The organism is Achromobacter pulmonis, assembly GCF_902859765.1.
GTDB lineage: Bacteria > Pseudomonadota > Gammaproteobacteria > Burkholderiales > Burkholderiaceae_B > Achromobacter > Achromobacter pulmonis.
Genome location: NZ_CADIJV010000010.1, coordinates 1 through 17,160, shown reverse-complemented (window position 1 = coordinate 17,160; position 17,160 = coordinate 1). Strand labels below are relative to the sequence as shown.

Sequence of the window (17,160 nt, the reverse complement as noted above, 5' to 3'; positions counted from 1 at the left end):
TTGTCTTACAGTTTCGAGACGGCAACGTGTTGCAGCAGGGCCTCGACCGACACGTGCATCACGTCGGTGAAGGGCTTGGGATAGATCCCCATGTACAGCACGGCGATCGCCATCACGCCAAGAATCACGAATTCGCGGCGGTTGATATCGGTCAGCTCGCGAACGTGGTCGTTGGCGATGTCGCCCAGCACCACGCGCTTGACCATCCACAGCGAATACGACGCCCCCAGGATCAGGGCGGTGGCCGCCAGCAGGCCGATCCAGAAGTTGTGCTCGACCGCGCCCATGATCACCATGAACTCGCCGACGAAGCCGCTGGTGGCCGGCAGGCCGCTGTTGGCCATCGAGAACAGGATGAAGAACGTGGCGAAGCGCGGCATCACGTTGACCACGCCGCCGTAGTCGGCGATGCGGCGCGAGTGCATGCGGTCATAGAGCACGCCTATACACATGAACATGGCGCCCGAGACGAAGCCGTGGGAGATCATCTGCACGATGGCGCCTTCGACGCCGGCCGTGTTGAAGATGAAGAAACCCAGGGTGACGAAGCCCATGTGGGCGACCGACGAATAGGCCACCAGCTTCTTCATGTCGTCCTGCACGATCGCCACCAGGCCGATGTAGATCACGGCGATCAGCGACAGCGTGATCATCAGGCCGGCCAGGCTGTGCGAGGCGTCCGGCGCGATCGGCAGCGAGAAGCGCAGGAAGCCGTAGGCGCCCAGCTTCAGCATGATCGCGGCCAGCACGATGGAGCCGCCCGTGGGCGCCTCGACGTGGGCATCCGGCAGCCAGGTGTGCACCGGCCACATCGGCACCTTGACGGCAAACGCCGCCAGCAGCGCCACAAAAATCAGGATCTGCGGGGTGTAGCCCAGTTTGGTCTGCTGCCAGGTCAGGATGTCGAACGAGCCGCCCGAAGCATTCCACAGGTAGATGAACGCGACCAGCGTCAGCAGCGAACCCATCAGGGTATAGAGGAAGAACTTGAAGGCCGCGTACACCCGGTTCGGTCCGCCCCAGACGCCGATGATGATGTACATCGGGATCAGCGTGGCTTCGAAGAACACGTAGAACAGCATGCCGTCCAGCGCGCAGAACACGCCCACCATCAGACCCGACAGGATCAGGAAGGCGGCCATGTACTGCGACACGCGGCTGGTGATGACCTCCCAGCCAGCCAGCACCACGATGATGGTGATGAACGCGGTCAGGAGCACGAACCACAGCGAAATGCCGTCGATGCCCAGGTGGTAGTTGACGTTGAAGGCTTCGATCCAGGAGGCCTTCTCGACGAACTGCATGGCAGCCGTCTTGGAGTCGAACCCGGTGTACAGCGGGATCGTGACGAGGAAGCCGGCGATCGAGCCGATCAGCGACAGGCCGCGCGTCAGGCCGGGACGGTCGTCACGGCCCAGCGCCAGCACCAGCAGGCCGAATACGATCGGGACAAAGATCGCAAGCGTGAGCCAGGGGAAAGTGTTGGATGCCATCTCGCTTGCCATCATTGGGGAATCAGCACAAAGAAAGTCACCAGCGCCATGATGCCGATGATCATCGCGAACGCGTAGTGATAGATGAAGCCGGACTGCAGGTGGCGGCTGACGGCCGACACCCAGCCCACCACGCGGGCGCTGCCGTTGATCAGCAAGCCGTCGATGATGCCGCGGTCGCCGGTCTGCCACAGGCCACGGCCCAGGCAACGCAGGCCGCGGGCGATGATCTGCTCGTTGACCCAGTCGACGTAGTACTTGTTCTCAAGCACCTTGTTCACGCCAGACAGGCTCGACTTGATCGCGGCCGGCACCTTCGGGTTGATCAGGTAGCAGTACCAGGCGATGACCGCGCCGGCCACGACCAGCCAGAACGGCAGGGTCTGGAAGGCGTGCAGGCCGAAGGCGACCCAGCCATGCCATTCCTCGTGCAGTTCGTGCATGGCGGGATGCTGCGGCAGCACCGTGATCACGCCGTTGAAGAACTTGCCGAACAGCATCGGATCCACCGCCCAGGCGCCGATCAGCACCGACGGGATCGCCAGCAGGATCAGCGGCAGGGTGACGACCCAGGGCGACTCGTGCGGCTTGCCGCCGTGGTGGCCATGGCCATGGTCGTCGTGGCCGTGGTCGTCATGGCCGTGGCCATGACCGTGGTCGCTGGTATCGAAGCGTTCCTTGCCATGAAAGACCAGGAAGTACACGCGGAACGAGTACAGCGAGGTCACGAACACGCCGATCAGCGTGGCGTAGTAGGCAAAGCTGGCGCCCCAGACGTGGGCGGCGCCGGCGGCTTCGATGATGTGTTCCTTCGAGTAGAAACCCGAGAAGAACGGCGTGCCGACCAGGGCCAGCGTGCCCAGCAGGAAGGTGATCCAGGTGATGGGCATGTACTTGCGCAGGCCGCCCATGTTGCGGATGTCCTGGTCGTGGTGCATGCCGATGATGACCGAACCCGCGCCCAGGAACAGCAGCGCCTTGAAGAACGCGTGCGTCATCAGATGGAAGATCGCCACCGAGTAGGCCGAGGCGCCCAGCGCGACGGTCATGTAGCCCAGCTGCGACAGCGTCGAATACGCCACCACGCGCTTGATGTCGTTCTGGATGATGCCCAGGATGCCCAGGAACAGCGCGCCGATGGCGCCGATCACGATGATGAACGACAGCGCGGTGTCCGACAGCTCGAACAGCGGCGAGAAACGCGCGACCATGAAGATGCCGGCCGTCACCATGGTGGCGGCGTGGATCAGCGCGGAGATCGGGGTCGGGCCTTCCATCGAGTCGGGCAGCCAGGCGTGCAGGGGAACCTGCGCCGACTTGCCCATGGCGCCGATGAACAGGCAGATGCAGGCCACGGTCAGCAGCATCCAGTCCGAACCGGGCAGCGTCAGCTTGGCCAGCTTGTCGGCCTGGGCGAACACTTCACCGTAGTGCATGGTGCCGGCGTAGGCGAACAGCAGGCCGATGCCCAGCACGAAGCCGAAGTCGCCGACGCGGTTGATCAGGAACGCCTTCATGTTGGCGAAGATCGCCGTGGGGCGGGTGTACCAGAAGCCGATCAGCAGGTACGACACCAGACCCACCGCTTCCCAGCCGAAGAACAGCTGCACCATGTTGTTCGACATCACCAGCATCAGCATGGAGAACGTGAACAGCGAGATGTACGAGAAGAAGCGCTGGTAGCCGGGATCGTCGGCCATGTAGCCGATGGTGTAGATGTGCACCATCAGCGACACCGAGGTCACCACGACCATCATCATGGCCGACAGCGGATCGATCAGGAAGCCGATTTCCAGCTTGGTCTGGCCGATCAGGCTCCAGGTGTAGACCGCGCCGTCGAAGCGCAGGCCGTTGAGCACGTCGCCCAGCACCACCACCGAACCGATGGCGGAGATGAGCACGCCCAGGATGGTGATGACGTGCGAGGCGCGGCGGCCGATCGGACGGCCCAGGAACCCGGTGCCGAAAAGGCCCGCGAGGATTGCTCCGGCCAGCGGCGCCAGCGCGATGAGCAGGTAGAGATTGGGTGAGCTAGACATTTTCTTCCAATACCCCGTCAGCCCTTCAGGCGATCGAGTTCGTCAACGTTGATCGTGTTCAGGTTGCGGAACAGCAGCACCAAAATGGCCAGGCCGATCGCCGCTTCAGCGGCGGCCACGGTCAGGATGAAGAACACGAACACCTGCCCGGCGGTGTCGCCGAACCAGCTGGAGAACGCCACGAAGTTCATGTTGACGGCCAGGAGCACCAGCTCGATGGACATCAGCAGGATGATCAGGTTGCGGCGGTTCAGGAAGATGCCGAAGATCCCGATGGCGAACAGGATCGCCCCCAGGATCAGATAATGGGCCAGCGTCAGCGTCATTGTTTTTCTCCTTGGGGCGCGGCGGGCGCGGCGGTGCCGTTCTGCGCCCGGGCGCGCTCGCTCTGGGCGGGCATGCTCACCATGCGGAAACGGTCCTTCGAACGCACGCGGACGGCGGCGACCGGGTCGTTGTACTTGACGTCACGACGGCGGCGCAGGGTCAGCGCGATGGCGGCGACCATGCCGACCAGCAGCAGCGCGGCGCCGACTTCGATGGCATAGATGTAGTGCGTGTACATCGCTTCACCGAGGGCGCGGGCATTGTTGTAGTCGCCGGCCACCGGGGCTTGCGGGCCCGAGCCGTACCAGGTCGAACCCAGCACGAAGGCCATTTCCAGCACCATCACCAGGCCGATCACCAGGCCCAGCGGCAGGTAGGTCTTCATGCCCTGGCGCAGGGCATCCATGCGGATGTCCAGCATCATGACGACGAACAGGAACAGCACCATCACGGCGCCCACGTACACCAGCACCAGCAGCAGCGCGAGGAATTCGGCGCCCAGCAGCATCCACAGCATGGCCGCGTTGGCGAACGCCAGGATCAGGTGCAGGACGGCGGTGACCGGGCTGCGCGCGGTGATCACGCGGAACGCCGCGATCACCAGCACGGCGGCCAGTATGTAAAACAGGACAGTGGTAAAAGTCATGGATCAGGACCCTGGGCTCAACGGTAGGGAGCGTCTTCGGCCCGGCGGCGGGCGATTTCGGCTTCGTAGCGGTCGCCCACGGCGAGCAGCATGTCTTTGGTGAAATACAGGTCGCCGCGCTTTTCGCCGTGGTATTCGTGGATGTGCGTTTCCACGATCGAGTCCACCGGGCAGCTTTCCTCACAGAAGCCGCAGAAAATGCACTTGGTCAGGTCGATGTCGTAGCGCGTGGTGCGGCGGGTGCCGTCGTCACGCTGGTCCGACTCGATGGTGATGGCCAGCGCGGGGCACACGGCTTCACACAGTTTGCACGCGATGCAGCGCTCTTCCCCGTTGGGGTAGCGGCGCAACGCGTGCAGGCCGCGGAAACGCGCCGAGGTCGGCGTCTTTTCCTGCGGGTAGCGCAAGGTGACCTTGCGCTTGAAGAAATACTTGCCCGTCAGGCGCATGCCCTTGAGCAGTTCGGTCAGCATCAAGCTGCCGAAGAAATCTTTGATCGCTTCCATATCCTGCCTCTGCCTGGCGGCTTAGCGCCAAATGTTCCAGGGCGTCTGCATCCAGATCGCCACAACGACCAGCCAAACGCCGGTCAGCGGGATGAAGATCTTCCAACCCAAACGCATGATCTGGTCGTAGCGGTAACGCGGGAACGACGCCCGGAACCACACGAACAACGAAACCACGACAAACGTCTTCAGACCGAGCCAGATCCAACCCGGAATCCAGGTCAGCGGCGCGATGTCGATCGGCGAAGCCCAGCCGCCCAGGAACATGATCGAGGCCATGCACGACAGCAGGATCATGTTGGCGTATTCGCCCAGGAAGAACAGCGCGAAGGCCATGCCCGAGTACTCGACCATGTGGCCGGCCACGATTTCCGATTCGCCTTCCACCACGTCGAACGGGTGGCGGTTGGTTTCGGCCACGGCCGAAATCACATAGATCACGAACAGCGGCAACAGCGGCAGCCAGTTCCAGGACAGGAACGTCAGGCCCTTGTCGGCGAACCAACCGCGGTTCTGCACATGCACGATCTCGGACATGTTCAGGCTGCCGGACACCAGCAGCACCGTCACCAGCACGAAACCGATGGCCAGTTCATACGACAGCATCTGGGCCGAGGCGCGCAGCGCGCCCAGGAAGGCGTACTTGGAGTTCGAGGCCCAGCCGGCGACGATCACGCCGTACACGCCGATCGACGTGATGGCCATGATGTACAGCAGGCCGGCGTTGACGTTGGCCAGCACCACGTCGGGGCCGAACGGCACCACCGCCCAGGCGGCCAACGCCGGCATCAGCGTGACCACGGGGGCCACGACGAACAGCACCTTGTTGGCCTGGCTGGGGACCACGACTTCCTTGGTCAGCAGCTTGAAGACGTCGGCGAACGGCTGCAGCAGCCCCTTGAAACCGACGCGGTTCGGGCCCATGCGCACGTGCATGGCGCCGATCATCTTGCGCTCCCAGTACGTCAGGTAGGCGACGCACAGGATGATGGGCACGGCGATGACCACGATCTTGATGAGGGTCCACAGGACCATCCAGACCGTCGGGCCCAGCAATGCCGTTCCCTGGCTTTCAAGAACATTGAGCCATTCCATCAGGCACGCTCCACGCTGAGTTGACCAAATGCGCCACCCAGGGCTGCGGTATTTTCAAAGGCTGCGGCGATGCGCACGGCGCGGTCGGCCACGGCGTCGTCCTGCACGGTTTCGAGCTCGACAGCGCCCTGCCCGCCCGTCACACGCACCTTGACGCCGGCGGTCAGGCCGAGGCTGGTAAGCGTGTTGCCGTTCATGCGCGCGGCGGGCAGCTTGGACGCCGGCGCGGCCTGCAGCGGCTCCGAGCGGCGCACCATGGCATCGCTGCGGTAGATCGGCACGTCGGCGACGCGTTCCAGGCCGGTAAGAGCCTGACCCAGGCCCAGCGGCGCCTTGATGTCGTTGGACAGGCGGGCTTCGACGCCGCCGGCCAGCGCGGTGTCGCGCACGGACTCGGAGGTTTCGTCATCGAAGCCGGCCAGGTGCAGGACGTTGCCCAGCACGCGCAGGACCTTCCAGGCCGGACGGGTCTGGCCGAACGGCGCGACCGTGCCCTTGAAGCTCTGGGCCAGGCCCTGGGCGTTGACGAACGTGCCCGAGGTTTCGGTGAAAGGCGCCACCGGCAGCATGACGTCGGCCCATTCGGCGGCGGCCGAGCGGTAAGGCGTCAGCGCCACGGCGAATTGCGCGCCGCGCAGCGCGGCGATCGCTTGCTGGCCGTTATCGGCATCCAGCAGCGGCTCGGCATGCAGCACCACGTAGGCCTTGAGCGGCTCGGCCAGCATGGCAGCGGCGTTCTTGCCACCCTTGCCCGGGATGGCGCCGGCCAGGTAACCGCCGACGGTGTTGCCGCCCGAGGTCAGGAAACCGAACTTGCCGCCGGCCAGGTCGGCCACGGCGCGGCCGTTGGCGGCCAGGGTCGAGGCCTGGGCACTGGCCACGGCCAGGTTGCCCATCAGCACGGCGGTGTTGGCGCCCGACGCCAGGCTGGCGGCGATGATCTTGGCGTTCTCGCCCGGCGTGACCGCGGCGAACTCGGCCGGCACCGCGGCTTCCTTGGCTTGCGCCAGGGCCACGGCCACTTCGGCCAGGGCGCGCGGCAGCTCGGACGGGGCCACGGTCAGGCGGCCGGCGACCGGCATCAGGGGATCGTCGGCGGCGCTGTCGACCATCAGGATCTGCGTGCCGCGCTTGGCGGCCTGGCGCAGGCGCTGGGCCATCAGCGGGTGGTCCTTGCGCAGGAACGAGCCGACCACCAGGACGCGGTCCAGGTTGTCGAGTTCGGCAATGGGCATGCCCAGCCACGGCGCGCCGGTCAGCGCGGCGTCGAAGGCCGGATCGGTCTGGCGCAGGCGGAAGTCGATGTTCTCGGAACCCAGCGCGCGGACCAAGCGACCCAGCAGCGCGTATTCCTCGGTGGTGGCGTATTCGGACGCCAGCGCGCCGATCTGGCCGGCGCCGAAGCTGTCACGCACACGCGACAGGCCCTGGGCCACGGCGGCCAGGGCGTCGGCCCAGGAGGCTTCCTGCCACTTGCCATCGGCGCCCTTGATCATCGGGGCGGCCAGGCGGTCTTCGCTGTTCAGGCCCTCGTACGAGAAGCGGTCGCGGTCGCTGATCCAGCATTCGTTGATGGCTTCGTCTTCGAACGGCACCACGCGCATGACGCGGTCGCCCTTGACCTGGACCACCAGGTTGGCGCCCAGGCTGTCGTGCGGGCTGACCGAACGGCGGCGGGCCAGTTCCCAGGTGCGAGCGCTATAGCGGAAGGGCTTGGAGGTCAGCGCGCCCACCGGACAGATGTCGATCATGTTGCCCGACAGTTCGGACTCGATCGAGCGGCCCACGAACGACGTGATTTCCGAGTGCTCGCCGCGGCCCAGCATGCCCAGTTCCATGACGCCGGCGATTTCCTGGCCGAAGCGCACGCAGCGGGTGCAATGGATGCAGCGGCTCATTTCCTCGGCGGAAACCAGCGGACCCAGGTCCTTGTGGAACACCACGCGCTTTTCTTCCTGGTAACGCGAGGAAGAGCCGCCGTAGCCCACGGCCAGGTCCTGCAGCTGGCATTCGCCGCCCTGATCGCAGATCGGGCAGTCGAGCGGGTGATTGATGAGCAAGAATTCCATCACCGACTTCTGAGCGGCGCGAGCCTTCTCGGAGCAGGTGTGCACGACCATGCCGTTCGTCACGGGGGTGGCGCAGGCGGGCAGCGCCTTGGGCGCTTTTTCCACTTCGACCAGGCACATGCGGCAGTTGGCCGCGATGGACAGTTTCTTGTGGTAGCAGAAATGCGGCACGTAAAGCCCGACTTTCTGGGCCGCATGCATCACCATGCTGCCTTCGGGCACTTCTACCGTATTGCCGTCGACGGTTAGTTCAACCATTGCTGTTCCTGAGACCTACAGATATTGCGGAACCACACACGACTTGTGCTCGATGTGGTGCGCGAATTCGTCGCGAAAATGCTTGAGGAAGCCACGCACGGGCATGGCGGCGGCGTCACCCAGGGCGCAGATGGTGCGGCCCATGATGTTGCCGGCCACGTTGTCCAGCATGTCCAGATCTTCCGGACGGCCGTGGCCGTGCTCGATGCGGTGCACCATGCGGTAGAGCCAGCCGGTGCCTTCGCGGCACGGCGTGCACTGGCCGCAGCTTTCCTCGAAATAGAAATACGACAGGCGCAGCAGCGACTTGACCATGCAGCGCGTCTCGTCCATGACGATCACGGCGCCCGAGCCCAGCATGGAACCGGCCTTGGCGATGGCGTCGTAGTCCATCGTGGTTTCCATCATGATGTCGGCCGGCAGCACCGGAGCGCTCGAGCCGCCGGGGATCACGGCCTTGAGCTTCTTGCCGCCGCGCATGCCGCCCGCCAGTTCCAGCAGGGTCGAGAACGGCGTACCCAGCGGGATCTCGTAGTTGCCGGGACGCTCGACGTCGCCGGTGATCGAGAACAGCTTGGTGCCGCCGTTGTTGGGCTTGCCGACTTCGAGATAGGCCTGGCCGCTGTTGCGGATGATCCAGGGCACCGCCGCGAAGGTTTCGGTGTTGTTGATGGTGGTGGGCTTGCCGTACAGGCCGAAGCTGGCCGGGAACGGCGGCTTGAAGCGCGGCTGGCCCTTCTTGCCTTCCAGCGATTCGAGCAGCGCGGTTTCCTCGCCACAGATATAGGCGCCGTAGCCGTGGAACGCGTGCAGCTGGAAGTTGAATTCCGAACCCAGGATCTTGTCGCCCAGGAAGCCGGCGGCGCGCGCCTCTTCCAGGGCCTCTTCGAAGCGCTCGTAGACTTCGAAGATTTCACCGTGGATGTAGTTGTAGCCGACGCTGATGCCCATGGCGTAGGCGGCAATCGCCATGCCTTCGATCACGATGTGCGGGTTGAAGCGCAGGATGTCGCGATCCTTGAACGTGCCGGGCTCGCCTTCGTCGGAGTTGCAGACGAGGTACTTCTGGCCGGGGAAGGCGCGCGGCATGAAGCTCCACTTCAGGCCGGTCGGGAAACCCGCGCCACCACGGCCGCGCAGGCCCGACGCCTTGACCTCGGCGATCACGTCTTCCGGCTTCATGCCGGTGGTGAGGATCTTGCGCAGGGCTTCGTAGCCGCCGCGCTTGACGTAGTCGGCCAGGCGCCAGTTGGCGCCGTCGACGTCGGCCATGATCTGCGGCTTGATGTGGCGGCCGTGCAGGCACATCGAATTGGACAGGTCGTTCAGCGGGTTGGGCTCCAGGCCCTGCGCGAACTGCTTGTAGATGTCGGGCGCGTTCATGCCGACTCTCCTTGCGCCTTGAGGGCCGCGACCAGCGCGTCCAGCTTCTCTTCGGTCATGCGCACGCACATATGCTTGTTGTTCACGATCAGCACGGGGGAATCGCCGCAGGCGCCCATGCACTCGCCCTCGACCAGGGTGAACTGGCCGTCAGCGGTGGTTTCGCGGTAGTCCACGCCCAGCTTGCGCTTGAGGTAGTCGCCGGCACGTTCGCCGTCGCGCAAGGCACAGGGCAAGTTGGTGCAGACCGCGATCTTGGTCTTGCCGACGGGCTTGACGTCGAACATGTTGTAGAAGGTGGCGACTTCCTGGACCGCGATGGGCGGGACGCCGATGTAGTTGGCCACGTCTTCGATGATGTCGGTAGCCAACCAGCCCTTCTCTTCCTGCGCGATGGCAAGAGAGGCCATGATGGCGGACTGCCGCTGGTCGGCCGGGAACTTGGCGAGTTCTCGGTCGATTTTCTGGTAGGCCTGTTCGGAAAGCAGCATAGTTTGAATCCGGGTTATGCGGGCGTGCTCGTGACGGTTCTGGGCGGATCAGCGATCGATCTCGCCGAAAACGATGTCCTGCGTACCAATGATGGTGACGGCGTCGGCGATCATGTGACCGCGCGACATTTCGTCCAGCGATTGCAGGTGGGCGAAGCCGGGCGCCCGAATCTTCAGGCGGTACGGCTTGTTGGCACCGTCCGACACCAGGTAGATGCCGAACTCGCCCTTGGGGTGTTCCACCGAGGCGAACGCTTCACCCGGGGGCACGTGGAAGCCTTCGGTGAAGAGCTTGAAGTGGTGGATCAGCTCTTCCATGTTGGTCTTCATGGCGGTGCGCTTGGGCGGGGCGATCTTGTGGTTCTCGATCATGACCGGGCCCGGGTTGTTGCGCAGCCATTCCACGCACTGGCGGATGATGCGGTTGCTCTCGCGCATTTCGGCGATGCGGACCAGGTAGCGGTCGTAGCAGTCGCCGTTGACGCCGACGGGAATGTCGAAATCGAGCAGATCGTAGACTTCGTAGGGCTGCATCTTGCGCAGGTCCCAGGCCACGCCCGAGCCACGCAGCATCGGGCCGGTGAAGCCCAGCGCCTTGGCGCGGTCGGGATCGACCACGCCGATGCCGACCAGGCGCTGCTTCCAGATGCGGTTGTCGGTGAGCAGGGTCTCGTACTCGTCGACGCAGGCGGGGAAGCGGTTGGTGAAGTCTTCGATGAAATCCAGCAGCGAGCCCGAACGCGCGTCGTTCATGACGCGCAGTTCCTTGTCGCCGCGATACTTGCTGGAGTCGCCGTACTGCGGCATGGTGTCCGGCAGGTCGCGATAGACGCCGCCCGGACGGTAGTAGGCCGCGTGCATGCGTGCGCCCGAGACCGCTTCGTAGCAGTCCATCAGGTCTTCGCGTTCACGGAAGGCGTACAGGAACACCGCCATGGCGCCCACGTCCAGCGCGTGCGAACCCAGCGACATCAGGTGGTTCAGGAGGCGCGTGATTTCGTCGAACATCACGCGGATGTACTGCGCGCGCAGCGGGGCTTCGACGCCCAGCAGCTTCTCGATGGCCATGACGTAGGCGTGCTCGTTGCACATCATGGACACGTAATCCAGGCGGTCCATGTAGGGCAACGCCTGGATGTAGGTCTTGTGCTCGGCCAGCTTTTCGGTGGCGCGGTGCAGCAGGCCGATGTGCGGATCGGCGCGCTGGATGACTTCACCGTCCAGTTCGAGCACCAGGCGCAGCACGCCGTGGGCGGCCGGGTGCTGCGGACCGAAGTTGAGCGTGTAGTTCTTGATTTCTGCCATGATTCAACGTCCCAAGCCGTAGGTGTCTTCGCGCACCACGCGCGGCGTGATCTCGCGCGGGTCGATCGTGACGGGCTGGTAAATGACGCGCTTCTGTTCCGGGTCGTAGCGCATTTCGACGGTGCCCGAGAGCGGGAAGTCCTTGCGGAACGGGTGGCCGATGAAGCCGTAGTCGGTCAGGATGCGGCGCAGGTCGGGGTGGCCTTCGAAGACGATGCCGTACAGGTCGAACGCCTCGCGCTCGAACCAGCCCACGGCCGGCCAGCATTCCATCAGCGATGCGACCATCGGGAACTCGTCGTCCGGCGCCCAGGTGCGCACGCGCAGGCGCCAGTTGTGCTCGACCGACAGCAGGTGCGCGACCACGGCGAAACGCGAGCGGTGCACCTTGGCGTTGGTTTCCTCGGGCAGCTGGCGCGTGCCGTTGCCCCAGGTCAGGTAATCGACGCCACAGAGGTCGATACAGATTTCAAAGCGCAGGCCGGCTTCGGTGCGCAGCTTGTTGCAGACGGAGAACCACTGCTGCGCGGGCACTTCGAGCGTCAGCTCGCCCAGCGCCTCGGTCAGCGCGATGTCGGCGCCGAGGGTGGTCTGCAAATTGTTTTTCAGGGTTTCGAGCCTGGTCATCATCTTGTACGCTTAGGTGAACCGATACGCTGTTTCGCGGGATCCTGCGGCGGCATTTGCGGCGGCCACGGACCGGAGCGCAAACTCAGCGCGCAATCGTGTTGGTCAGGCGGATCTTGTTCTGCATCTGCAGCAAGCCGTAGACCAGCGCCTCGGCCGTGGGCGGGCAGCCCGGCACGTAGACGTCTACCGGTACGATGCGATCGCAGCCGCGCACCACGGAATACGAGTAGTGGTAGTAACCGCCACCATTGGCACAGGAGCCCATCGACACCACCCAACGCGGTTCGGGCATCTGGTCGTAGACCTTGCGCAACGCCGGCGCCATCTTGTTGCACAGCGTGCCGGCGACGATCATCAGGTCGGACTGACGCGGGCTCGGGCGGAAGATGATGCCGAACTGGTCCAGGTCGTAGCGGGCCGCGCCCGCGTGCATCATCTCGACCGCGCAACAGGCCAGGCCGAAGGTCATGGGCCACATGGAGCCGGTTTTCGCCCAGTTAAGGAACTTGTCGGCGCTGGTTGTGATGAACCCTTGCTTGAGAATGCCGTCTATAGCCATATTCGTCTCTGATAGCGTGCGGTGATGAAATAACCCGGCGGGTTATTCCCAGTCCAGCGCGCCCTTTTTCCATTCGTAGATGAAGCCGACGGTCAACACGGCGAGGAAAACCATGACCGTCCAGAAGCCGACGATTCCAACCGTACCCTGGGCGATGGCCCACGGGAACAGGAACGCGATTTCCAGGTCGAAAAGAATGAACAGGATCGCCACCAGGTAGTAGCGCACGTCAAACTTCATGCGCGCGTCTTCGAACGCTTCGAAGCCGCACTCATAGGGGGATAGCTTCTCGGCGTAGGGACGCCGCGGGCCAAGGAGGGAGCCCGCCGTCAGAAGCGCGAACCCGATAAGGGTGGCCACTACGATAAACAGCAGGACGGGGAAATACTGTTGCAGGTTCATTCAGGCGTCCGTCAAATGCGCAAACCTTAGGATTGTAGCATTCGCGCGGTTACTTCCGGCTGAACTCTGTAGCGTGAACAGCGGGTGAAAGACTGCATTTCTCCGGTGGAACAATCGCAGTCTTTGACGGGACGCAAACAGGATACCGCAATCTCCATCCAGGCGCCTCGCGCCCACCCGATTTCGGGTCACGACGGACACTGATTCAAATAAAAAAGCCACCCCGAAGGGTGGCTTCATATGAGCTGGCCGCAGCCAGCTCATGCACTACGAATCTTGGCAGGGCTTGCACCCTGCTTTCGATTAGAAGCGGTGACGCAGGCCCACGCCGACGGCGGTCGACTTGACGCCATCCAGGAACGCGTAGTTCTTGGCGTACGAACCGTAGGCGTACAGGTTGGTGCGCTTGGACAGGTCGTAGGTGTAGCCCAGGCTGAACACGTTCATCGTGGCGTCGTCGCCGGTCAGCTTGTCGTTCGAAGCCGACACACGCTGCCACGAACCGAACAGCTTGCTGGCGCCGCCGATGGGGGCCGACAGACCGACCAGGTACGAGTTGGCCTTGAAGCCATCGGCGAAGGCGTTGGTGCCGAAGCCGATCGAACCAGCCGAGGTCTTGACGTCTTGGCTACCGAACCAGCCATCGGTCGTGCGAGCGTAGGCCAGAGCCAGCTTCACGACTTCAAAGTCGTACGAACCGCCAATGGTGTATTGACGCGGGGTGGCGTCAACTTGACCTTGGGTCAGCTTGTTCGAGGCGTTCAGTTGGTCGTACGACAGAGCGACGTTCAGCGGGCCGTTGACGTAACGCAGGCCGGTCGTGATGGCGCGGGTGTTGTCAGCGGTGCGGAAGCCGGTCTGAGCGGTGTTGGTGTCATTGGCGTTGAACGAGTAGCCGACGCCGAACTGGAAGCCGCTGAACGACGGGGTCTGGTACATGACCATGTTGTCGTAGCGGACGGTGTTCGCGGCGCTCAGGCCCAGACCGATGTTGGCTTGGCCGAAACCGGCGCCGAACGGATCGATCGAACCGAAGTACTTCGAGGCGATGTTGGTTTGACGACCGAAGTCAACTTGACCCCAGCTGTCGCTGGCCAGACCGATCGTGGCTTGACGGCCGAACAGACGGCCACCTTGAGCCGAGGTGCCGTTACCCGAGTCGAAGCCCGATTCCAGTTGGAAAACAGCGCGCAGGCCGTCACCCAGATCTTCCGAACCACGCAGACCCCAGCGCGAACCGTTCTGGACGCCGTTGATCATGCCGAACTTGCTGCCGTTCTGAGCGTCAGTGCCACCGCTGATCTTGTTGTAGCCGAGGCCCGTGTCGATGATGCCGTACAGGGTGACAGACGTTTCTGCCTGGGCGACACCGGCAAAACCGGCGAGCAGGGCGGCAGCGAGCAGAGTCTTTTTCATTTAAGAAATCTCCGTTGATTTGAGTGACAAGAGCAGCAATCCAGCAAACCAGCCTGCCGCCCCCCCTAACTCCGCGAAGGGAAGTTGACGCTATTGCATCAAAAATCGGGGGGGCTGGCTATGGTCGACACCAGAAAAGTGCAGGTTTGCGACAGGCCTGTTGGGATATTGCAACATCAGACCGACTCCCCATAGGGCTAACCCTGCTTTTTACCAATGACCACGTATCCATGCGACTTTCAGCCCTGGCCCTAATATTTGTCGAACCCATCCCTGGTTTCTTTCAGATCCATTTCAAGACCGATTCCCGATCTCCCTGGCACCCGCCGACGGGCTGCCGGAGCGCGTGCGCGGCACTCCCCTCACCCACTAGAAATGACATTGTTATTTGAATAAAGCGCCGATATTATTCAAGAACACCTGGATATCCCCAATGACCCTCCGTACGCCCCGCAGCGACCGCAACGAACGCCTGACCGCCCTGCGGCGGCAACTCATCCTGGACGCCGCCCAGCGCGTGTTCGAGCGCGACGGCCTGGAGAAGACCAGCCTGCGCGCCATCGCCAAGGAAGCGGGTTGCACGACGGGCGCGATCTATCCCTGGTTCGCGGGCAAGGAGGCGTTATATGGCTCCCTGCTGGACGAATCCCTGCAGCGCCTGCACGCCCACCTGCTGGGCGCGACCGCCACCGGCGTTCCCGCCACGGCGGCGCGCCGGGCCATCCAGGCCTTTTTCGGCTACTACGCCGAGCGCCGCACCGATTTCTCGCTGGGGCTGTACCTGTTCCAGGGGCTGTGCCCGCGCGGGCTCGGCCGCGACATGGACGAGCAACTCAACGACCGGCTGCGGCAATGTGTCGACGTGCTGGGGCAGGCGCTGGCCCACACCAAGTCCTGGACGGCCGAGCGGGTACAGGTCGAACAGATGAATGTCTTCACCTACCTGATCGGGCTGTTGCTGCTGCTGCATACCCGCCGCTTGAAATCACTGGGCCAGCAGGCCGACGTCCTGCTGGATCATTACTGTCTCGCGCTGGAACAACGATGACTGCCACGCGCCCGCCCTGCGCCGATCCCGACGCGCCGCTGATCAGCCTGGCCGACTTCCGGCTGTTGCTGGCCGAGCAGCACCCTTTTTCGCTCCTGCTCGGCATCGAGGTCCGGCATATCGGCCGCGGCACGGCGCGGGCCGTGCTGCCGGCGCGCGACAGCCACCAGCGGCTCGGTGGCATCGTTGCCGGTCCGATGCTGATGGGCTTGGCCGATCTGGCCATGTATGCCGCCGTGGTCGGCGCCACCGGCCAGGCGCACGCGGTGACCGCCAGCCTGACCATCAATTTCCTGCGCAAAAGCCCGGCCGGCGCGATCCACGCCGATGCGCGGCTGCTCAAGGTGGGCCGCCTGGCGGCGGGCGAGGTCATCCTGACCGGCGCCGGCAGCGATGAACCGCTGGCCCATATCGTCAGCACCTGGTCGGTCCCCAAGCCATGAGCCCGCGCATCAGCATCGTCGGCATGGGCCGCACCGGCACCCAGGCGGCGCGGCGCCTGCTTGCGGCCGAGCCCGACATCGCCCTGACCGTCTATGACGTCGATCCGGACCGTTGCGAGGATTTCCGTGGCGCCGCCACCTTGGCGACCTCGGCGCGCGAGGCGCTGGCCGAATCCGACACCATCGTGCTGGCCCTGCCGCGCGAACGCGAGATCGACCGCACGCTGGAGCGCTTCAGCGACGGCGAAGTGACCGCGCCTGTGGCAGGCAAGCTGATCGTGGACCTGCAACCGCCGCCGGCCGAGCGCGCGCGCCGCCTGGACCAGGCGATCACCACCGCCGGCGGCCGCTACGCCTGCGCGCCGCTGCGGCCGCGCCCGGACGGCGCACCCGACGCCCGCCTATTGAACGCCCTGATCGCGCCGCGCTGAGGCAGCCTGGCGTTCGGCCACGGCCGCGCACAGCACCAGCCAGGCGAAGCTGATGGCGAAACCGGCCACCACGTCGCTGGCGAAATGCACTTGCAGCAGGACGCGGCTCAGGCCGATCGCCATCACCAGCCCCGCCGCCAGCGCCACGCCCGGCAGCCGCCAGGGCGCGGGCGCCAGGCGCCAGGCCAGGTAGCAGGCCGTGCCGTATACCGCCATCGCGGCCGAGGCATGACCACTGGGAAAACTCCAGCCCAGCGCGGTGGCAAATCCGTGATCGTGCTCGGGCCGCGCGCGCTCGAAGCCGTATTTGAGGACACGGTTGATCAGCCCGCCGCCGCCGGTGGCAGCCACGCAGAAGAGCGCCAGGCCCCACTGGCGGCGCGCCAGCAGCGCGAGGGTCATCACAATGGCGAATACCGTCAGGACGTCGCGGTCGCCCAGCGTGGTGAACCAGGACAGCAGCCATAACAGGGAATCGCCCATTGACATGCTGAGCGCGCCGGCCAGGGCGCTGTCGAATTCCACCACCACACCGGGCCGCGTCACCGCGTAGGCCAGCGTCAGGAACAGCGCGCCGGCCAGCGCCACGGCCGCGCCCCAGCCGGCCGCGCGCACCGCC

The 17,160-nt window shown here is 64.5% G+C and carries 18 protein-coding genes; 3 read left to right on the top strand and 15 right to left on the bottom strand.

Features of this window, described 5'->3' with window-relative positions:
- Positions 1 to 5: 5 nt before the first annotated feature.
- The 14 genes from HV701_RS10670 to HV701_RS10605 all read right to left on the bottom strand — a co-directional run bounded on the left by HV701_RS10670 (position 6) and on the right by HV701_RS10605 (position 14,619).
- Positions 6 to 1,508 (bottom strand): NADH-quinone oxidoreductase subunit M, encoded by a 1,503-nt coding sequence (locus tag HV701_RS10670; protein WP_175133035.1) that lies wholly within the window; start codon positions 1,506 to 1,508, stop codon positions 6 to 8.
- Entirely contained in the window at positions 1,505 to 3,532 is a 2,028-nt protein-coding gene (nuoL, locus tag HV701_RS10665) for an NADH-quinone oxidoreductase subunit L (RefSeq protein WP_175133034.1), read from the bottom strand. Before nuoL ends, HV701_RS10670 begins: the two co-directional genes overlap by 4 nt.
- 17 nt (positions 3,533 to 3,549) lie before the next feature.
- Positions 3,550 to 3,858 (bottom strand): NADH-quinone oxidoreductase subunit NuoK, encoded by a 309-nt coding sequence (gene nuoK / locus HV701_RS10660; RefSeq protein WP_006217969.1) that lies wholly within the window; start codon positions 3,856 to 3,858, stop codon positions 3,550 to 3,552.
- Positions 3,855 to 4,505 carry an NADH-quinone oxidoreductase subunit J gene (locus HV701_RS10655; RefSeq protein WP_175133033.1) on the bottom strand — a complete coding sequence of 217 codons (651 nt, stop codon included), beginning with the start codon at positions 4,503 to 4,505 and terminating at the stop codon, positions 3,855 to 3,857. The genes nuoK and HV701_RS10655 overlap by 4 nt, the downstream gene beginning before the upstream one ends.
- 17 nt (positions 4,506 to 4,522) lie before the next feature.
- On the bottom strand, positions 4,523 to 5,011 hold the full coding sequence (gene nuoI, locus HV701_RS10650) for an NADH-quinone oxidoreductase subunit NuoI (protein WP_175133032.1): 489 nt from the start codon (positions 5,009 to 5,011) through the stop codon (positions 4,523 to 4,525).
- A 21-nt stretch (positions 5,012 to 5,032) separates the two neighbouring features.
- On the bottom strand, positions 5,033 to 6,106 hold the full coding sequence (gene nuoH, locus HV701_RS10645) for an NADH-quinone oxidoreductase subunit NuoH (RefSeq protein WP_175133031.1): 1,074 nt from the start codon (positions 6,104 to 6,106) through the stop codon (positions 5,033 to 5,035).
- The gene (nuoG, locus tag HV701_RS10640; protein WP_175133030.1) at positions 6,106 to 8,433 is read right to left on the bottom strand and encodes an NADH-quinone oxidoreductase subunit NuoG; all 2,328 of its coding nucleotides are present in this window, start codon (positions 8,431 to 8,433) and stop codon (positions 6,106 to 6,108) included. Before nuoG ends, nuoH begins: the two co-directional genes overlap by 1 nt.
- 15 nt (positions 8,434 to 8,448) lie before the next feature.
- A complete protein-coding gene (gene nuoF / locus HV701_RS10635; RefSeq protein WP_175133029.1) occupies positions 8,449 to 9,816 on the bottom strand; it encodes an NADH-quinone oxidoreductase subunit NuoF in 1,368 nt (455 codons plus the stop codon).
- Positions 9,813 to 10,307 (bottom strand): NADH-quinone oxidoreductase subunit NuoE, encoded by a 495-nt coding sequence (gene nuoE, locus HV701_RS10630; RefSeq protein ID WP_006389212.1) that lies wholly within the window; start codon positions 10,305 to 10,307, stop codon positions 9,813 to 9,815. The genes nuoF and nuoE overlap by 4 nt, the downstream gene beginning before the upstream one ends.
- A 48-nt stretch (positions 10,308 to 10,355) precedes the next feature.
- On the bottom strand, positions 10,356 to 11,612 hold the full coding sequence (locus HV701_RS10625; protein WP_175133028.1) for an NADH-quinone oxidoreductase subunit D: 1,257 nt from the start codon (positions 11,610 to 11,612) through the stop codon (positions 10,356 to 10,358).
- Between the two features lie 3 nt (positions 11,613 to 11,615).
- Positions 11,616 to 12,242, bottom strand: coding sequence for an NADH-quinone oxidoreductase subunit C (locus HV701_RS10620; RefSeq protein ID WP_175133027.1), 627 nt, complete (start codon positions 12,240 to 12,242; stop codon positions 11,616 to 11,618).
- Positions 12,243 to 12,324: 82 nt separating this feature from the next.
- Complete coding sequence (locus tag HV701_RS10615; protein WP_006217960.1) at positions 12,325 to 12,801, bottom strand: NuoB/complex I 20 kDa subunit family protein; 477 nt, start codon at positions 12,799 to 12,801, stop codon at positions 12,325 to 12,327.
- A 42-nt stretch (positions 12,802 to 12,843) separates the two neighbouring features.
- The gene (locus HV701_RS10610) at positions 12,844 to 13,203 is read right to left on the bottom strand and encodes an NADH-quinone oxidoreductase subunit A (RefSeq protein ID WP_020924744.1); all 360 of its coding nucleotides are present in this window, start codon (positions 13,201 to 13,203) and stop codon (positions 12,844 to 12,846) included.
- Between the two features lie 303 nt (positions 13,204 to 13,506).
- Complete coding sequence (locus tag HV701_RS10605; protein WP_175133026.1) at positions 13,507 to 14,619, bottom strand: porin; 1,113 nt, start codon at positions 14,617 to 14,619, stop codon at positions 13,507 to 13,509.
- 433 nt (positions 14,620 to 15,052) lie between these two features.
- On the opposite strand from HV701_RS10605, the gene HV701_RS10600 reads away from it, so the two are divergent.
- The 3 genes from HV701_RS10600 to HV701_RS10590 are packed head-to-tail and all read left to right on the top strand — an operon-like array spanning position 15,053 to position 16,541.
- Positions 15,053 to 15,667, top strand: a complete 615-nt coding sequence (locus HV701_RS10600; protein ID WP_175133025.1) for a TetR/AcrR family transcriptional regulator — start codon at positions 15,053 to 15,055, stop codon at positions 15,665 to 15,667.
- Entirely contained in the window at positions 15,664 to 16,110 is a 447-nt protein-coding gene (locus HV701_RS10595; RefSeq protein WP_175133024.1) for a PaaI family thioesterase, read from the top strand. The genes HV701_RS10600 and HV701_RS10595 overlap by 4 nt, the downstream gene beginning before the upstream one ends.
- The gene (locus tag HV701_RS10590) at positions 16,107 to 16,541 is read left to right on the top strand and encodes an NAD(P)-binding domain-containing protein (RefSeq protein ID WP_175133023.1); all 435 of its coding nucleotides are present in this window, start codon (positions 16,107 to 16,109) and stop codon (positions 16,539 to 16,541) included. Before HV701_RS10595 ends, HV701_RS10590 begins: the two co-directional genes overlap by 4 nt.
- On the opposite strand, the gene HV701_RS10585 is transcribed toward HV701_RS10590, so the two are convergent.
- The coding region (locus HV701_RS10585) for a phosphatase PAP2 family protein (RefSeq protein WP_175133022.1) at positions 16,512 to 17,160 on the bottom strand (649 nt) is incomplete at its 5' end. The two genes, HV701_RS10590 and HV701_RS10585, sit on opposite strands and share 30 nt — an antisense overlap.

What these genes read in the sequence shown, in the direction of transcription:
- HV701_RS10595 (WP_175133024.1), top strand. Translation starts at nt 15,664, where the DNA reads ATGACTGCCACGCGCCCGCCCTGCGCCGATCCCGACGCGCCGCTGATC.
- nuoE (WP_006389212.1), bottom strand. Translation starts at nt 10,307, where the DNA reads ATGCTGCTTTCCGAACAGGCCTACCAGAAAATCGACCGAGAACTCGCC.
- HV701_RS10600 (WP_175133025.1), top strand. Translation starts at nt 15,053, where the DNA reads ATGACCCTCCGTACGCCCCGCAGCGACCGCAACGAACGCCTGACCGCC.
- nuoI (WP_175133032.1), bottom strand. Translation starts at nt 5,011, where the DNA reads ATGGAAGCGATCAAAGATTTCTTCGGCAGCTTGATGCTGACCGAACTG.
- HV701_RS10655 (WP_175133033.1), bottom strand. Translation starts at nt 4,505, where the DNA reads ATGACTTTTACCACTGTCCTGTTTTACATACTGGCCGCCGTGCTGGTG.
- HV701_RS10610 (WP_020924744.1), bottom strand. Translation starts at nt 13,203, where the DNA reads ATGAACCTGCAACAGTATTTCCCCGTCCTGCTGTTTATCGTAGTGGCC.
- HV701_RS10615 (WP_006217960.1), bottom strand. Translation starts at nt 12,801, where the DNA reads ATGGCTATAGACGGCATTCTCAAGCAAGGGTTCATCACAACCAGCGCC.
- HV701_RS10620 (WP_175133027.1), bottom strand. Translation starts at nt 12,242, where the DNA reads ATGATGACCAGGCTCGAAACCCTGAAAAACAATTTGCAGACCACCCTC.
- nuoH (WP_175133031.1), bottom strand. Translation starts at nt 6,106, where the DNA reads ATGGAATGGCTCAATGTTCTTGAAAGCCAGGGAACGGCATTGCTGGGC.
- nuoG (WP_175133030.1), bottom strand. Translation starts at nt 8,433, where the DNA reads ATGGTTGAACTAACCGTCGACGGCAATACGGTAGAAGTGCCCGAAGGC.
- nuoK (WP_006217969.1), bottom strand. Translation starts at nt 3,858, where the DNA reads ATGACGCTGACGCTGGCCCATTATCTGATCCTGGGGGCGATCCTGTTC.
- nuoF (WP_175133029.1), bottom strand. Translation starts at nt 9,816, where the DNA reads ATGAACGCGCCCGACATCTACAAGCAGTTCGCGCAGGGCCTGGAGCCC.
- HV701_RS10590 (WP_175133023.1), top strand. Translation starts at nt 16,107, where the DNA reads ATGAGCCCGCGCATCAGCATCGTCGGCATGGGCCGCACCGGCACCCAG.
- HV701_RS10625 (WP_175133028.1), bottom strand. Translation starts at nt 11,612, where the DNA reads ATGGCAGAAATCAAGAACTACACGCTCAACTTCGGTCCGCAGCACCCG.
- HV701_RS10605 (WP_175133026.1), bottom strand. Translation starts at nt 14,619, where the DNA reads ATGAAAAAGACTCTGCTCGCTGCCGCCCTGCTCGCCGGTTTTGCCGGT.
- HV701_RS10670 (WP_175133035.1), bottom strand. Translation starts at nt 1,508, where the DNA reads ATGATGGCAAGCGAGATGGCATCCAACACTTTCCCCTGGCTCACGCTT.
- nuoL (WP_175133034.1), bottom strand. Translation starts at nt 3,532, where the DNA reads ATGTCTAGCTCACCCAATCTCTACCTGCTCATCGCGCTGGCGCCGCTG.